General features: G+C 60.7%; 16 protein-coding genes. 12 read left to right on the forward strand and 4 right to left on the reverse strand.

The features are described from left to right. Positions 1-98: 98 nt before the first annotated feature. The 3 genes from IPN92_04695 to IPN92_04705 all read right to left on the reverse strand — a co-directional run bounded on the left by IPN92_04695 (position 99) and on the right by IPN92_04705 (position 2,463). Positions 99-1,355 (reverse strand): putative DNA binding domain-containing protein, encoded by a 1,257-nt coding sequence (locus IPN92_04695; protein ID MBK8637600.1) that lies wholly within the window; start codon positions 1,353-1,355, stop codon positions 99-101. A 186-nt stretch (positions 1,356-1,541) separates the two neighbouring features. Continuing rightward, complete coding sequence (gene nikR, locus IPN92_04700) at positions 1,542-2,084, reverse strand: nickel-responsive transcriptional regulator NikR (GenBank protein ID MBK8637601.1); 543 nt, start codon at positions 2,082-2,084, stop codon at positions 1,542-1,544. Positions 2,085-2,088: 4 nt separating this feature from the next. Next, on the reverse strand, positions 2,089-2,463 hold the full coding sequence (locus IPN92_04705) for an energy-coupling factor ABC transporter permease (GenBank protein ID MBK8637602.1): 375 nt from the start codon (positions 2,461-2,463) through the stop codon (positions 2,089-2,091). Positions 2,464-2,762: 299 nt separating this feature from the next. Here IPN92_04705 and IPN92_04710 point away from each other — a divergent pair, with 299 nt between their 5' ends. The 10 genes from IPN92_04710 (at position 2,763) to IPN92_04755 (ending at position 11,671) form a co-directional block, all read left to right on the forward strand. Continuing rightward, a complete protein-coding gene (locus IPN92_04710) occupies positions 2,763-3,179 on the forward strand; it encodes a DUF1924 domain-containing protein (GenBank protein ID MBK8637603.1) in 417 nt (138 codons plus the stop codon). 1 nt (position 3,180) lies between these two features. Beyond that, positions 3,181-3,675: a diheme cytochrome c gene (locus tag IPN92_04715; protein ID MBK8637604.1), complete on the forward strand. Its 495-nt coding sequence runs from the start codon at positions 3,181-3,183 to the stop codon at positions 3,673-3,675. Then, complete coding sequence (locus IPN92_04720) at positions 3,668-4,294, forward strand: cytochrome b/b6 domain-containing protein (GenBank protein ID MBK8637605.1); 627 nt, start codon at positions 3,668-3,670, stop codon at positions 4,292-4,294. Before IPN92_04715 ends, IPN92_04720 begins: the two co-directional genes overlap by 8 nt. A 21-nt stretch (positions 4,295-4,315) precedes the next feature. Beyond that, positions 4,316-4,975: a response regulator gene (locus IPN92_04725; GenBank protein ID MBK8637606.1), complete on the forward strand. Its 660-nt coding sequence runs from the start codon at positions 4,316-4,318 to the stop codon at positions 4,973-4,975. Then, positions 4,972-6,348 (forward strand): sensor histidine kinase N-terminal domain-containing protein, encoded by a 1,377-nt coding sequence (locus IPN92_04730; GenBank protein MBK8637607.1) that lies wholly within the window; start codon positions 4,972-4,974, stop codon positions 6,346-6,348. Before IPN92_04725 ends, IPN92_04730 begins: the two co-directional genes overlap by 4 nt. A 451-nt stretch (positions 6,349-6,799) precedes the next feature. Continuing rightward, positions 6,800-7,087 (forward strand): hypothetical protein, encoded by a 288-nt coding sequence (locus tag IPN92_04735; GenBank protein MBK8637608.1) that lies wholly within the window; start codon positions 6,800-6,802, stop codon positions 7,085-7,087. Positions 7,088-7,439: 352 nt separating this feature from the next. Continuing rightward, positions 7,440-7,673 (forward strand): hypothetical protein, encoded by a 234-nt coding sequence (locus tag IPN92_04740; GenBank protein MBK8637609.1) that lies wholly within the window; start codon positions 7,440-7,442, stop codon positions 7,671-7,673. A gap of 241 nt (positions 7,674-7,914) precedes the next feature. Further along, a complete protein-coding gene (locus IPN92_04745) occupies positions 7,915-8,337 on the forward strand; it encodes a hypothetical protein (protein MBK8637610.1) in 423 nt (140 codons plus the stop codon). A gap of 161 nt (positions 8,338-8,498) precedes the next feature. Beyond that, positions 8,499-9,611 carry a hydrogenase small subunit gene (locus IPN92_04750; protein MBK8637611.1) on the forward strand — a complete coding sequence of 371 codons (1,113 nt, stop codon included), beginning with the start codon at positions 8,499-8,501 and terminating at the stop codon, positions 9,609-9,611. Between the two features lie 128 nt (positions 9,612-9,739). Continuing rightward, on the forward strand, positions 9,740-11,671 hold the full coding sequence (locus IPN92_04755; protein MBK8637612.1) for a nickel-dependent hydrogenase large subunit: 1,932 nt from the start codon (positions 9,740-9,742) through the stop codon (positions 11,669-11,671). Positions 11,672-11,832: 161 nt separating this feature from the next. Here the strand turns inward: IPN92_04755 and ahpC are convergent, their stop codons facing one another. Next, on the reverse strand, positions 11,833-12,399 hold the full coding sequence (ahpC, locus tag IPN92_04760) for a peroxiredoxin (protein MBK8637613.1): 567 nt from the start codon (positions 12,397-12,399) through the stop codon (positions 11,833-11,835). 274 nt (positions 12,400-12,673) lie between these two features. Here ahpC and IPN92_04765 point away from each other — a divergent pair, with 274 nt between their 5' ends. After that, the gene (locus IPN92_04765) at positions 12,674-13,993 is read left to right on the forward strand and encodes a citrate synthase (protein ID MBK8637614.1); all 1,320 of its coding nucleotides are present in this window, start codon (positions 12,674-12,676) and stop codon (positions 13,991-13,993) included. A gap of 266 nt (positions 13,994-14,259) precedes the next feature. After that, positions 14,260-15,549: an urea ABC transporter substrate-binding protein gene (gene urtA / locus IPN92_04770; GenBank protein MBK8637615.1), complete on the forward strand. Its 1,290-nt coding sequence runs from the start codon at positions 14,260-14,262 to the stop codon at positions 15,547-15,549. Positions 15,550-15,609: the final 60 nt, after the last annotated feature.

Consider the following 15,609-nt stretch of genomic DNA (forward strand, 5'->3'; position numbering starts at 1 on the left):
CCCAAGAAGATCGGGACACGGCTGACTGGTGACCGAGATATTTGGCCCACCCACGCCGGCCACGCGCCAGCGCCTGGCCAGCGCCGTCATCGAATGATTTACGTGCCACAGGCGGATTGAGCCCCAGGCGGTTCCTGCGCATAGAGGGTCAAACACAACTCCAGATCGCCGATGGCTTCGTACAGGGGTTGTTTCCCCGACAGTTTCTCGCTTTCGCGCAAAATCATCTCCACCCCAAACCCTCGGCGATCCATCAGATAACTCTTGCCCAAGGTAGGATCATCGACCGGGTAATAGCGAGAAAAGAGGCTCGCCAGAATGTCGTTGCGCGACACCGATAATTTGCTCATCGATTCCAGAGACAGGGTATTGGGCAAGGCCCCGGGCGAATGAATCTCCAGCCGGTCGGCAAACATAAATAACCGAATCCTCTGGGAATACAGGGAATAATCCCGATGCGCCACCGCATTGACGATGGCTTCGAAGACGGCGTCCAGGTGATATTGCGGGTAATCGACCCGTCCAAATTGCTTACGGGCCGCCGTTTGCATGTTGCGGCGCACAAAATGGAAGGCATCAATAATCTGTCGATCCAGTGGCCCCTGAATGTCCAATGCATCGATCTGGTCGTTGGGATCGAGACGAACGCCCGCATGGGCGACCGCGATGATTTCGCTATTGCGCAACCAGCGCGCCGGATTAAGGCTGCACAGCAGCACCCCGGCCACGGTGGGAATCGGCTCGTCGTCGCGCAGGCTCACGAGATGCAGTCGCCCAAGCTGGGTCACGGCATCGCCCTGGTCGGCCTTAATGAATCGCCGGAGCAGTAACCCGTCCAGATCGTCAAAATGGCAATCCGGTACCTCCTGCTCCTCGAAGCGAATGATCCGGGTCTGACTGCGTTGCTGAAACAGCCGCGCCAGGGCGTCAGGCGGCAATTCGCGTTTGGCGTGACCTACCCGGCGAAAATAGCCATGCGCACTTTGATGCACCCAGAGGCTTTGCGGCACCTCCACCAGGATTACCGCTTGCAACACCCCTTGCGCGTCGGGTAGCTCAAGATGGCGTGTCACCACATCCAGGGGTGGTTTGACGCGGTCGTTACAAATGGCCGTCAGCCAAGCCTCCACTCGATCAAGCTGCGCCGTGGCAATGCCACTGATCTCGCGGCTCTTGTCATCGACGCCCAGAATCAAGAGCCCACCCTTGGCATTCGCCAGCGCCGCCAGCTCATCCGATAGCCCGTCGGGATGGGGCTCGATGGTTTTTCCATCGTCGCGCACCAGCAGTTTTTTCAACTCTAGGGTGGAGTCTTCACCGAGCCGGATCCGTTGTTGCAACTGATCGATATTCATGTAAGTGGCCCGCGGTACCTTGCCTTTACCCTGATGAACCCATTTTCCTTCATTACGGGGGCATCGACCAGCGCCCTGTTCTGGTGGTGTTTCTCCACCTCAAGGGCGATGTGGGGCTGGTCAAAACTCACGGCGACCTGGGCCGTAAAACTGTTGGCTGGCCCTGTCGGCCTGGTGCCCTGCATCCTAGGCCTTGCCCTGGCCGGGGCTATGCGAGTGGCTGTGCGAATGAGTGAAGCTGGAGGTATGGCTGGAGGTATGGGCATGGCTATGTGAATGGCCCTGGTCGCGCGCCTGGCCGGCGACCGTCGTCTCGCCATCCCCAGTGGTGGTGGTCACCAGCTTGCCATGTTTCACCCCCTTGGTGCCGAGCAGGGTGTGGGCAATGGCCCGGATCCTGGCGTTGGCGCCGCGCAGCACGATGACCTCGAGACAATAGCGGGCGTCCAGGTGGACATGCACCGTGGACACGATCTCGTGGATGTATTGGTGCTGGATAGCGTTCAGTTTGTCCGAGAGATCGGACTCGTGATGGTCGAACACCATGGTGATGGTGCCCGCGATCTCGGCATCCGGGTCCGCGACCGCCTGTTCGACCAGGGCCTCCCGGACCAGGTCGCGGACCGCCTCGGAACGGTTGGCCTTGGTGCCGCGCCGGGCGACCAGGTCGTCGAAGCGTGCGAGCAGGTCCGCCTCCATGGTGATGCTGAAACGTACCAGTTCTTCCAATTTTTCACTCCGTCGTTGTCAGTCCAGGTTGCGGTCCGGCCTGTCGGCGCCGGCGGATGACGACGGCAACGAGGAGGGCGCCCACGATGGTTAGTCCGACCAGGCCGGCGAGGGCGCCCCTGGCGAAGTGACCGGAGGTACCCGCCTGGATAGGGAAGTTGAGCATTTGCAGGGCGAAAATAAGGGCGCCCAAGACCGCCATCAGGACCACCTTACGGTCGTCCAGGCGCCGGCGGACCCAGGCGACGGCGTAGGCGACCGTCGGGATCGAGACCAGGCCCGCCAGGCCAATGACGGGGATTGAGCATGCCTTCCGGGATGTGCATCTTTCCTCACTACAGGGATCAGGGCGGTCGCCGGGACCCTGGAGGCGCCGCACCCGTGTTACCAATGGGAAAAATGATAACACCGGGGGAGAGCCCCCGCCAAATTTCTGTCCTGCCTATGAAGCTACCCAGAGCCGCAGACGCCTTGGTCCTGAGCAGGAGGGCCGGGTGGCGGCGGGCGGGGGTGTCGACAGCAGGGATGCTGTCGCCAAGCCTACAGGGATGTATTCACGGCGTCCCCCGCCCGCCGTCACCCGGCCCGGGAGACCGAGAACCGCGATCACGATAAGCCCGCCTTAAGGTTGACCTGGCAAACTTTGCCCCACTGATCCACGCCACGGAGATTCCCAACATGAGAACCGCCCCTTTTCCGATCCTGGCCCTGTTAGTGGCCCCCTTCATGGCGAGTGTCCAGGCCGCCACCCCCGCCGACCTGATCAAGGGCTACAGTGCCGAGGCCAGGAGCCAACAGGCGGGCTTCACCCCCTCGGCCCAACGGGGAGCCGCCTTTTATGCACGCAAGTTCGGGGTTTCCGCCAAGATGCCTACCTGTACGAGTTGCCACACGGATGACCCCGCCAAGGCAGGTCGCCATGTCGTCACCGACAAACCCATCAAGCCCCTGGCTCCCTCCGCCAATCCGGAGCGGTTCACCGACCTGGCCAAGGCGGATAAATGGTTTGGTCGCAACTGTAAGGAGGTGGTCGGTCGGGACTGCACGGCCGCCGAAAAGGCCGATTTCGTGGCCTTTCTGACCGGAGGACGCTGAAATGAAGACCCCTTATCTGGTCGCCGCCTGCCTGCTACTGCCCTTGGCCGCTCGGGCGGACAAGCTGGTGATCCCCGCCAACGCCCCACCCGCCTTTGAGGCGGAATGCGGCGCCTGTCATCTGGCTTTCCCCCCCGCCCTGCTCGATGCCAGGGGCTGGCGTCAGGTCATGACCCAGCTTGACAACCATTATGGCGACAATGCCGACCTCGACGACAAGACTCGCCAGGCCATCGAGACCTTCCTGGTCCGGAACGCCGGTGGCGATAAAGTCAGCGGGGCGCCCCTGGCGAAGGGTGAGCCGCCGCGCCTGACCGCCACGCCCTGGTTCAAGCGCAAGCATCACGAGGTACCGGCCAAGGTCTGGCCAGACCCCAAGGTCAAGAGCCCCGCCAACTGCGCCGCCTGCCATACGCGCGCCGCCGCGGGCAGCTACCGCGAGCGGGAAATCGTCATGCCCGATGGCCGCCGCTGGGAGGAGAAGGAAGATGATTGACCGTCAACGGATCCTGGTCTGGGACTGGCCGGTGCGGGTCGGCCATTGGCTGCTGGTGGTGCTCTTCGCCCTGGCCTGGCTAACGGGCGACAGCGAGGAGTTGCGCCTGGTCCATGCCGCCTTGGGTGGGGCCTTGGTGGGTATCCTGCTGTTTCGCGTGCTGTGGGGCCTGATTGGCAGCTACCATGCCCGCTTTTCAAGCTTCGTGCGCGGGCGGCAAGCGGTATGGGGCTATGTTACCAGCCTGCTGGGCCGTCACTCTGGGAGTCAGGAACCGGCGTATGCGGGTCACAATGCCGCTGCTGGCTGGGCCATCCTCGCCTTACTGGGGCTGGGGCTCCTGACGGGGATTACCGGCTGGGTCGCCTATCAGGGGGAGGCCTGGGAGGGGCTGGGAGAGGTTCATGAGCTGCTGGCCTCGGCCATGCTGGGGGTCGCCTTGTTCCATGTCGCTGGCGTCTTGGTGAGTAGTCTGACGCATGGTGAAAATCTGACGTGGGCCATGTTCAGCGGCCATAAGCTCGGCCGTCCCGGCGAGGCCATTGCCAATGCCCAGCCGCTCGCGGTACTCATGCTGCTGGCCTGGGTTGCCGCTTGCGCCTGGTGGTTCACCCTTTAGTCCGCTTGGTCAGGAATCCCCATGCGCATCCTCCTGGTTGAAGATGATCCTCCCCTGGGCGATGGCCTCAGCATCGGCCTGCGTCAGGCAGGTCATGCGGTGGATTGGGTGCGGGACGGCGAGGCGGCGGATCTGGCCCTCAAGACCGAGGAGTTTGATCTCCTGGTGCTGGATCTGGGCCTGCCACGCCTGGCGGGCATGGAGGTCCTGCGGCGGTTGCGGGGGCGGGGCCAGGCCCTGCCGGTGCTGATCCTGACCGCGCGCGATGCCACCCATGACAAGGTCCAGGCCCTGGATGCCGGTGCCGACGACTACCTGGTCAAACCCTTCGATCTCGACGAGGTGGCGGCCCGCGTGCGGGCCCTGGCCCGGCGCTCGGCCGGTCATGCCGCGCCCCTGTTGCGCCTCGGCGACCTGGAAATCGACCCGGCGGCCCGGGTGGCGCGCCTGGAGGAGGTCCCGGTGGAGTTGTCGGGACGGGAGTTCGCGCTTCTGCTGGCGCTGGCGGAAAACGCGGGCCGGGCCATGACCCGCGCCCAACTCGAAGGCGCCGTGTACGGCTGGCAGGACGAGCCGGGCAGCAACGCCATCGAGGTTCATGTGCATCACCTGCGCCGCAAGCTCGGCGTCGAGCGGATCCGCACCCTGCGCGGTATCGGCTACCTGATACCCAAGCCATGACCCAGGAGAAGGCTACGTCCACCACCCGTTGGTTCTCCCTGCGCCGGCGCCTCCTGGCGCTCCTGCTCGGGGGCGTTACCCTGGGCTGGGTCGCGTCCCTGGCCCTGTCCTACCATGACGCCCACCACGAGATTGATGAGATCTTCGACGCTAACCTGGTCCAGGTTGGCCAGATGCTCCTGGCCCTGGCCAGCGAATATGACGATGACGACGACATCGCCCGTCTGCCCGCCGATGTTCATAAGTACCAGAAAAAAATCGTATTCCAACTTTGGACCCGGGATGGCTACCTGCTCTTGAGGTCGCGGCATGCCCCCACGGAGCCCCTGACCCAGGAGGATGGCTTTTCCGAGGCCATCGGCGCCGACCAGGCGCGCTGGCGTTATTACAACCAATGGGACGCGGAGCGGAGTTTGCGGGCGGTGGTGGGCGAGAATCACGAGGTGCGCCAGGAATTGGCTGGCAACATCGCCAGCCGCCTGCTCGTCTCCGCCCTCCTCGGTCTGCCCCTGCTGGCGGCCTGGATCTGGTTTGCCACCCGCCGCGCCCTGGCCCCCATCGATGCCATCGCCGACCAGGTTGGACGGCGCGAACCCCAGCACCTGGGGCCCTTGACACCCTCTACGGCGCCCACGGAGATCCGCCCCCTGCTCGGGGCCCTCAACGGCCTGCTCGCTCGCGTTGACCAGGCTCTGGAAAGCGAGCGTCGCTTCACTGCCGATGCCGCTCATGAACTGCGCACCCCCCTGGCCGCCCTCGGGGTGCAGGCCAGCGTCGCCGCGCGGGCCCGGGACAGTGCCGAACGCGATCATGCCCTGGCCCAAATCGCGGCGGGGACCAAACGCGCCAGCCACCTGGTTGAACAACTCCTGACCCTCGCTCGCCTTGATCCCAACCTGGGAATCACCCAGTGCGCCGTTCGCCTGGATGAATTGGCCGCCGAGGTCTGCGCCGACCAGGCCGGCGCCGCTCTGGCCAAGGGGATACAACTCGAACTGGATGCCGGGGCGGAGGCCTGGGTCAGGGGTAATGCCGACCTGTTGCGCATCCTGCTGCGCAATCTGGTGGACAACGCCTTGCGCTACAGCCCGGCCGGGGGGCAGGTCCTGATCACCCTGGTGATGGCCGCGGGCAAGGCCCACCTTGGCGTCAGTGACAATGGCCCTGGCATACCCAATGCCCAGCGGGGTCGGGCCTGGGAGCGCTTCCATAGGCTGGTGGGGCAGGAAATTGAAGGGAGCGGGCTCGGCCTCTCCATCGTTGCGCGCATCGCCGAGCAGCATGGTGCCTGTCTGGAATTGGGCGATGGCCTGGAGAACGACACGGGGGGAAGGGGTTTGCGAGTTGGGGTTGTCTTCGACGCAGCTCCATAAAGATTGAATTTCCATAGGTGAATATATCCCTGGGTTTTGTCTTTAGCTGTGGAGTACCGGACGATTGCATAGACCCGAAACGTTGTGCATTGTTTGTCAGCCGTGACGTCATGCGCGGCCTGATGGACGAACTCCGGGGCGAATCGGCATGAACATCCGCCTGCACAAAAATGCCACGACCACACCGGTCCGTCGGGCGTACATCCAACTTTACCCTTGTCGGTGGCGGCGCTGGCAATCGAACTGGGCGTCACGGAAGACACCATTCCATTCGGCGCTGGAAGGACCCCAGGCGTCAGGATAGAAGTCGCCTCTCCTGGGAGGGGGAGGATTTGTGTGAGGATGGGGCATCACCGATTCGGTGCCTCGCGCCCGCAGGGGGCAGCCGGGAAGGAGCCCGTAGATACCGTCTTCTTCGTCAAGCGCTGGCGACTGGGTTTGGTGTAAGCAGATGCTGGAGCGCCTCGCCCTCGCCCCCGCTGCCGTGGCCCCGACGGTGGTGCTCGATGCCGGCATCGCCACCGAGGCCAACCTCACCTGGCTCAAGAACCAGGGCTACCCCAAGAACGGGGGGCTTGGCCTGAAGAACACCGCGCAGGCGCTCAGCCCCGCATCGACCCGCGTGTACCGGGTGTTCTTGCCCCCAGCGCCGGTCGGTGAAGCCCTCGAAGGTTCAGCGCAGTCGCTGAGTGAGGTCGTCCAAGGTCAGAACAAAGGGGCCAAAGGGGACCCTCATTAGGGGGCTTCCGGTAGCGATGCTCTGAACACCTTAACGGGCTACTGCCAAAATGAGAACTGCTGCTCAGCAGGGCATGGCCCTTGGGATTATCATCGCAACCCTGTTGGGGCGTGCAACGCCGGAAATGGGCGCTTTCGGCCTGGCAGGTACCATCGATGGCCCGCACCGGGCGATCTCCCAGACCCGGTATGCCGGCCAGCCGATCGGGCAGCACCGCGTTGGCCTGCTTGACCAAGGCCGGCACCACGTCGCGTAAGACCACCTGCCGGGTCGGTGCCGCCAGGGCAGCGGACCAGGTCGAGCGGGCCAGTGGCCCCGGCGCCGCGGTCTCTGGGTCCAGATGGAGCAAGGTTTGCACCTGTTCGCGCAGGTTCGGCATCCCCTGCACTTGCCGGAGAACCCCCAGGGCGATGAAATCCGCCATAGTCAGGCTGCGGCCCGCCGCCGCATGGCGCACCCGCGCAATGGCCCGCGTGACGGGATGGAGGAGGTCGGCCAGGACGGTATGGTCAGTGAGACGATGCATGAGGTTCTTGAGACGATCGAACAGGATTTTTTCCGTATCTTACTGTTTTACAACATATAATTCGAGCCTGTCGCGACCCCCTTGTCAAGTCATTTTTTGCCCCAGTGAAAATAATGGGGTGTTCAGGGGGGCTGCAGCCGCCCCGTGGGTGGGTGGAAAAAATCCCTCATATCGTTTAGGCGTCGTCTCGGCACCACCAAAGCCCTCGGGCAAGATATTTTGGGGCTGCCGGGAGGGGTGAACCAGACACCGTTGTCTGGCTTTACAGGTGATTCATGCGTGGTTATCAGGTGGAGATCTTATGAATCAGACGGGCGAAATCCCAGTGCGTCTTGGGCGTAACCAGGGTCAGGCTATCAATCAAGCCATGGTCAGTAAGATTCTGAATCAACTAAAGGAATTGCTTATACGTTTCCTTGAGTCGGGAGAATCGGGTGTCGTCGATATGCGGTTAATGCCAAGGATGAATGCGGCTACCTACAAGCATATCAAGGATATTCTCTCCAATGGAGAAGTAACCGCCTTGATCGAAGCAGAGGTAAATGTCGAGATCAGGGAAACCCAATACGCCGGGGTTTGGTGGCTGACCCACCATAACGAACAGGGTGGAATCGTTACCGAGCTGATTGAAGTATCGAGGATTCCGGGAATATTGGCATCTCATGTCTCGGATATGCATGCCGGCTTGAAACGGCTTGAACAAGCGGTGGCAATCTCGCACTAAAAGAAGCCTACTCCTGAGCTAGGTCATCCTAAATCATTAAGGTATCTAGGCGGGCGTCCGCCACACATTTTCTGACTGAACGATGAGGGGAAACCATCATGGGTGCGGATTTGGGTAGTGAATTTAACCCGTCCAAGGACGGGTCACGCTTGACCACGGATATGGTACTGGACGATGCCACCGTGACCGCGCTGCAAGAGCTTGGGATCAGTCGCCGAAGATTCATGTCCTATTGTGCGGGGCTGGCCTCGCTGATGGCTTTGCCACAAGCCATGGTACCGAGGTTGGCCCAGGCAGCGCTATCGCCGGCCAAGCCATCGGTTGTTTACATGTCCTTTCAGGAATGCACGGGTTGCCTGGAGTCCCTGGTGAACTCCTTTGCCTTCAACGGCGGCACCACCATCAATAATCTGATTCTCAATCTGATTTCGCTGGATTACCAGGAAACCCTGATGGCGGCGGCGGGCGCCCAGGCGGAGGGGCTGCTCAAGACGCTCACCAGCAAGACGGGCTATGTGCTGATCGTGGATGGCTCTATTCCCTCCCAATGGGACAGCGGCTATTTCGTTAGTGGCGAAAGGAGCGGGGTTGCCCGCTTCCGGGATGCCGCCAAAAAGGCCGGTTTGATCATCGCGGTGGGCACCTGCGCGAGTTTTGGCGGCTTGCCTAAGGCCGATCCCAATCCGACCGGCGCGGTATCGATTGGTACCCTCATGACACAACTTAAGATCTCCAAACCCCTGATCAACATCTCAGGATGTCCCCCGATTCCCGAGGTGATTACGGGCACCATTCTCTATTATCTGGCGAGCGGTATGCCCGAGCTCGACAAGCTGCGTCGGCCCAAGGTCTTCTATGGCGAAACCGTCCATGAAGACTGCTACCGCGAGGAATGCTTCGAGGATGGACCTTATGTACAGGCTTTCGATGACAATGCGTCACGTAAGGGCGGCTGCCTATACTGGATCGGCTGTAAGGGCCCAGTCACTTACAATGCCTGTTCGACTATTCGTTGGAACCAGGGCACCAGCAATCCCATCATGGCGGGTCATGGGTGTATCGGTTGCTCGGAGCCCGATTTCTGGGATCGCTTGAACCTGAATAATCAAAAGGGCTTCTATGTCCCGATTGCCGATGAACCCTACGATGCCCATGGCGGTAGCCAGCCTTGTAGCAACTGTCACGATGATGACGATGGCGATGGCGATGACGATGAACCCTACGATGGCCATGGCGGTAGCCAGCCTTGTAGTAACTGTCACGATGACGATTGATGGCCAGATTGGCCGCCAACCGCGAACGCTACTGACGCCGAACTCGCTTACCCCAAAGGGTTGGCCTTCGCCGTCAGGCCCTGACTTCGCCTTCGACATTGCCTAGATTGAAAGACTGGAGAATGCCCATGGCTACCACAAAAACCATCGTTATTGATCCCGTGACCCGTATTGAGGGTCATTTGCGAATTCAGGCCCATGCCGTTCCCGATGGCAAGGGCGGCGGTACCATCACTAACCCCGGGCTCAGCGCCAGCACCATGGTCAGGGGGGTCGAAGCTATCCTCAAGGGCCGTGACCCACGGGATGCCTGGGCCTTTACCCAACGCATCTGCGGCGTATGTACCGTGGTGCATGGTTTGACATCGGTGCGCGCCGTGGAAAATGCCATTGGCATCAAGGTGTCGAAAAATGCCGACTACATCCGCAATATGATGATTGGCGCCCAGTATGTGCATGATCATGTCATGCACTTTTATCATCTTCATGCCCTCGACTGGGTGGATGTAGTGAGTGCGCTCAAGGGTGACCCCGTCAAAACCGGGGCTTTTGCCAAACTTAATTATCCTAGCTATAAACCCAATAAAAACAAGCTACCAGATGCCGCTTATTTTCAAGGTATAATTAATAAACTCAATGGGTTGGTAAATAGGGGGCAGCTTGGTCTGTTTGCGAATGGCTATTGGGGGCACCCCGCCTATAAATTACGCCCCGAAGAGAATCTGCTCCTGGTGTCCCACTATCTGGAAGCGCTGGGCTGGGCCCGTGAAGTCGTCAAACTGCATGCGATATTTGGTGGCAAGGACCCTCACCCTAACCTGGTGGTGGGCGGCATGGCCTGTACCCTAAGCGACAATCAAGGGGCCATCAACGAAGATGCTGGTGGCACCTCCCTTAATGCCGCGGGATTTGCGACCGTCAAAACTGTGGTCACCAAGATGAAGGCCTTCGTTGATCAGGTCTATCTCCCGGATGTCATCTTGCTGGCTAAAAAGTACCCGGAATGGGCCAATTTTGGCGCAACGGTCGGCAACTTTTTGTCCTTCGGTGAGTTTCCCGACCCCACACGGGTCAAAAAGGAGTTCGCGGATGGCGCAATTGATTATCCCAATAGATATGTCTTTCCTCAGGGAGTCATCTGGGCGAATGCCATCAATACGCTGGTACCCTTCCACCAGGATCAGGTGACCGAGAATGTCGCTCATGCCTGGTATAGGGGTTCGAATGTAGGCGAGCATCCAGCGGTCAGCGTCACGAGTCTCAATTACACAGGTCCCAAGCCCGATCAGGGACTCAACCCCGATGGGACATCCAAGTACATGTTGGATGAAACCCAGAAATATTCCTGGATCAAGTCGCCCCGCTACCAGGATGAACCCATGGAAGTGGGCCCCTTGGCCCATGTCCTGATCATGCATGCCCGTGGCGGTACCACTAAGGCACAGCCAACTGACAAATTGGTCCGCAGTTATGTGCAGAGATTCTGGACGAATCCCGCAGCCAAGGGCGGACTGGGGCTGGCCTTTAACCAACTGAATTCGACCTTGGGTAGAATCTTCAGCCGGATGCTGGAGACCAAGATTGTCGCCGACCAGATGGCGGGCAGACCCGCGGATACGACTGCCGGGACCCAGGCCTATGCGGGTTGGTATCAGCTCTATTACAACAACAGGACAGGCCCCTATTGGAATCCCGAAACCTTCAAGCGGCTCGAAAACCCCGTCGCTTGGCCGACTAACCCGGTTGGATTCGGGTTTACCGAGGCACCGCGCGGTGCACTCGGACACTGGATCAAGATTGACCCGGCCACCAGCATGATCGAAAAATATGAATGCGTGGTTGCCAGCCAATGGAATGCTGGTCCGCGTGATGTTGGCGGAACACCTGGGCCTTATGAAGAGGCGCTCATGGGGCAGGTGCTAGCCGATCTCAACAGGCCCCTAGAGGTCCTCAGGACGATCCACAGTTTCGATCCCTGTATTGGTTGCGCGGTCCACATCCTCGATCCGGATGGTGAGCCCCTGACCAGGGTCGAGGTCAACCACACCTTCCGCTGCTAACCCCCCCAAGATCCTGTTTGGCGCTAAGCTTCAGGGCCCTGGTTGCAATGATCGGGGCCAAAAAGACTCCTGTGATTGGTACTCGGTTTTCGGGTTGAGTACACCCCGCCGCCAAGGCGATCCCTGGGTAGCTCTGGCGGCGGGGGCTCTTACTTCCAATCTTAAATCTTGCCCACCAGGTCGAGGGACGGCGCCAGGGTGGCTTCGCCTTCCTTCCACTTGGCGGGGCAGACTTCACCCGGATGCGCCGCGACGTACTGGGCGGCCTTGATCTTGCGCAGCAACTCGGCGGCGTCGCGGCCGATGCCGCCGGCGTTGATCTCGATGATCTGAATTTTGCCCTGGGGATCGATGACGAAGGTGCCCCGCTCCGCCAGGCCGACCTCCTCGATCATGACCCCAAAGTTGCGGGTGATGACCCCGGTCGGATCCCCGATCATGGGATAGTTGATCTTGCCGATGGTCGCGGAGCTGTCGTGCCAGGCCTTGTGGGTGAAGTGGGTGTCCGTCGAGACCGAGTAGATTTCCACCCCCAGCTTCTGGAATTCGGCGTAGTTGTCGGCCAGGTCGCCCAGTTCGGTGGGGCAGACGAAGGTGAAATCGGCCGGGTAGAAGAAGACCACGGACCACTTGCCCCGCAGATCGTCGGCGGACACGGCGACGAACTTGCCCTGGTGGAAGGCGGTGGCGTTGAAGGGCTGGACTTCGGTATTGATGAGGGAGTGCATGCTGGTTACCTGTGGATGAGGGGTTAATCAGAAACGATGGGTGCATGGTAGATACCCACCGATCCGGCAGCCAATTGATTGTTACGATGCTGGTGATAGGCGTTGACTATGGTAATGCCCCGTCCCGGCTTGGCCCATCTTTTGCAGCCATCCTGATCAGCGAGGCGCATGAGGACCGAGCCGCCCTTGGGACTCTCGGACTTGCGCCCGCCATCATGCGGCGCCCTCGTCGTCGGGACAGCGTCACCCTTCATATGCCCCGGAGTCTATGCACATGGTCCAGCCATCCGACCCAAATACCGCCATCCTGGAACCCGCCACCCTGACCCTGGACGGCAAGAGCTACCGCTTCCCCGTCGTGGAGGGCAGCGAGGGTGAGCGCGCCATCGACATCTCTAATCTCCGGGCCCAGACCGGCCACATCACCCTCGATCCCGGCTATGGCAACACCGGCAGTTGCGAGAGCGCCATCACCTTTATCGACGGCGATCAGGGCATTCTGCGCTATCGGGGTATCCCCATCGAGGAGTTCGCCGCCAGTCCCACCTTTATCGAGGTGGCCCTGCTGCTGATCTTCGGTCATCTGCCCAGCCCGGCCGAATATGACGAGTTTTCCGAGGACCTGACGCGCTTTGCCTATCTCGACGAGGGCATGAAGCATCAGTTCGGGGGCTTCCCGCACAATGCCCCGCCCATGGCCATCCTCTCGGCCATGATCAACTCCTTGGCCTGTTACCACCCGGAGTTGCACGAACTGGAGGATAAACGCCAGTTTCTCCATGCGGCGGCGCGCCTGGTCAGCAAGATCCGCACCATCGCCGCCTACGCCTTTCGCCACTCTCGCGGCCTGCCTTACATCTATCCAGATCCGGCTCTGCGCTACGTGCCGAACTTCCTGCATATGATGTTTTCGCAGCCCTACCAGCAGTATCTGTGCCCGAGTATAGTTCGTAAAGCATTAAATTTAATACTTATTCTTCACGCCGACCACGAGCAGAACTGCTCGACCTCGACGGTGCGAGTAGTGGGCTCCAGCGGCGCCAACCTCTTTGCCTCCTGCGCCGCCGGGGTCTGCGCCCTGTGGGGACCCCTCCATGGCGGGGCCAACGTCGAGGTGCTGGATATGCTGGAGCAGATCCACAAGGGCAACATGACCCCCGAGGAGTACGTCCGGCTCGCCAAGGACAAAAACAGCAAGGTACGGTTGATGGGCTTCGGTCATCGGGTGTACAAGAATTTCGATCCGCGTGCCCAGATGCTGCAGAAGGTGGCGGAGGAACTGGTGCCGCAGTTGTGTGGCAATGATCCGCTCCTGGACATCGCCCGCCGGCTGGAGGAGATCGCCCGCTCCGACCCCTATTTCATCGAGCGCAACCTCTATCCCAACGTCGATTTCTACAGCGGCATCCTCCTGCGCGCCATCGGTATCCCCACCAACATGTTCACCGTCATCTTCGCGATTGGGCGCCTGCCGGGCTGGATCGCCCACTGGTGGGAGCAGAACCAGGCCCCGACCAGCCGCATCGCCCGTCCGCGTCAGGTCTATACGGGTCGGACCCAGGCCCACTATATCCCGATGGAGCAAAGGGATTAGCCAGGCGCGCCGATGCACCAAGGCGGGCGAGGCGCCCCAGCGGCTGCACCGATTCGGTGCCGAGGCCCCCGCTCTTCTGCATCCGCTACTCATGTCCAGGCCTTACCTTTTGTAATTCTCTGTAATTTTTTTGGTTGGCCTGGATTGTGCTGTAGTGTCAATGACACTTTATGTCACCTCCTAATCCCCGGGCCGCATAAGCCCGGGGATCCCTTCATGGAATTGGCCACTCAGGCCAATCACGCTAACAACCGGAGAATGGCACCATGCACCTTTCCAAGGGTTATCGAAGGCTTATGTTGGCAACCGGCCTGGTTGCGACCCTGGCGGGTTCGGCGTTGGCGCAGGCCGCCGACACCATCAAGGTGGGTATCCTGCATTCCTTGTCTGGCACCATGGCCATCAGCGAAACCACGCTGAAGGACACCATGCTGATGCTGATCGAGGAGCAGAACAAGAAGGGCGGTCTGCTCGGCAAGCAGCTCGAGGCCGTAGTGGTGGACCCGGCCTCCAACTGGCCCCTGTTCGCCGAAAAGGCCCGTGAACTGCTGACCAAGGATCAGGTGGCGGCGGTCTTTGGCTGCTGGACCTCGGTCTCGCGCAAGTCCGTGCTGCCGGTCTTCGAGGAGTTGAATGGCCTCCTCTTCTACCCCGTCCAGTACGAGGGAGAGGAATCCTCCAAAAACGTCTTCTATACCGGCGCGGCGCCCAATCAGCAGGCCATCCCGGCGGTGAATTACCTGATGGATCAGGGCGTCCAACGTTGGGTGCTGGCGGGCACCGACTACGTTTATCCGCGTACCACCAATAAAATCCTGGAGTCCTACCTCAAGGCAAAGGGGGTGGCGCCGGAGGACATCATGATCAACTACACCCCCTTTGGCCATTCCGACTGGCAGTCCATCGTCGCCGAGATCAAGAAGTTTGGCTCCGCTGGCAAGAAGACCGCCGTGGTATCGACCATCAATGGCGACGCCAATGTGCCCTTCTACAAGGAGTTGGGCAATCAGGGCGTCTCTGCTCAGGACATCCCCGTGGTCGCCTTTTCGGTGGGCGAGGAGGAGCTTTCGGGTATCGACACCAAGCCCCTGGTGGGGCATCTGGCCGCCTGGAACTATTTCATGAGCGTGGATGCGCCGGAAAACGCCGCCTTCATCAAGCAATGGCAGGGCTTTACCAAGAACCCCAAGCGGGTAAGCAACGACCCCATGGAGGCCCACTTCATCGGTTTCAATCTGTGGGTGCAGGCGGTGGAGAAGGCCGGAACCACGGATACCGACAAGGTGATAGCGGCCATGATCGGCCTGGAAACCCCCAACCTGACGGGCGGCATGACCAAGATGCTACCCAACCATCACATCACCAAGCCGGTGCTGATCGGCGAAATCCAGGACGATGGCCAGTTCTCGGTGGTCTGGGAGACCGCGGGCCTGGTGCCGGGGGATGCCTGGTCTGATTACCTGGAAGGCTCCAAGGACATCGAGGCCGATTGGGTGACCCTCAAGTGTGGTAACTACAACACCAAGACCAAGACCTGTTCCGGTCAGACCTATTGATTGGAAAAGGGTAGTGATGGCGAGCCAGGCCCCGGGCCTGGTTCGCCCCATCCCCGATGC

It is taken from the genome of Chromatiaceae bacterium (assembly GCA_016714645.1).
Taxonomy (GTDB): Bacteria; Pseudomonadota; Gammaproteobacteria; order Chromatiales; family Chromatiaceae; genus M0108.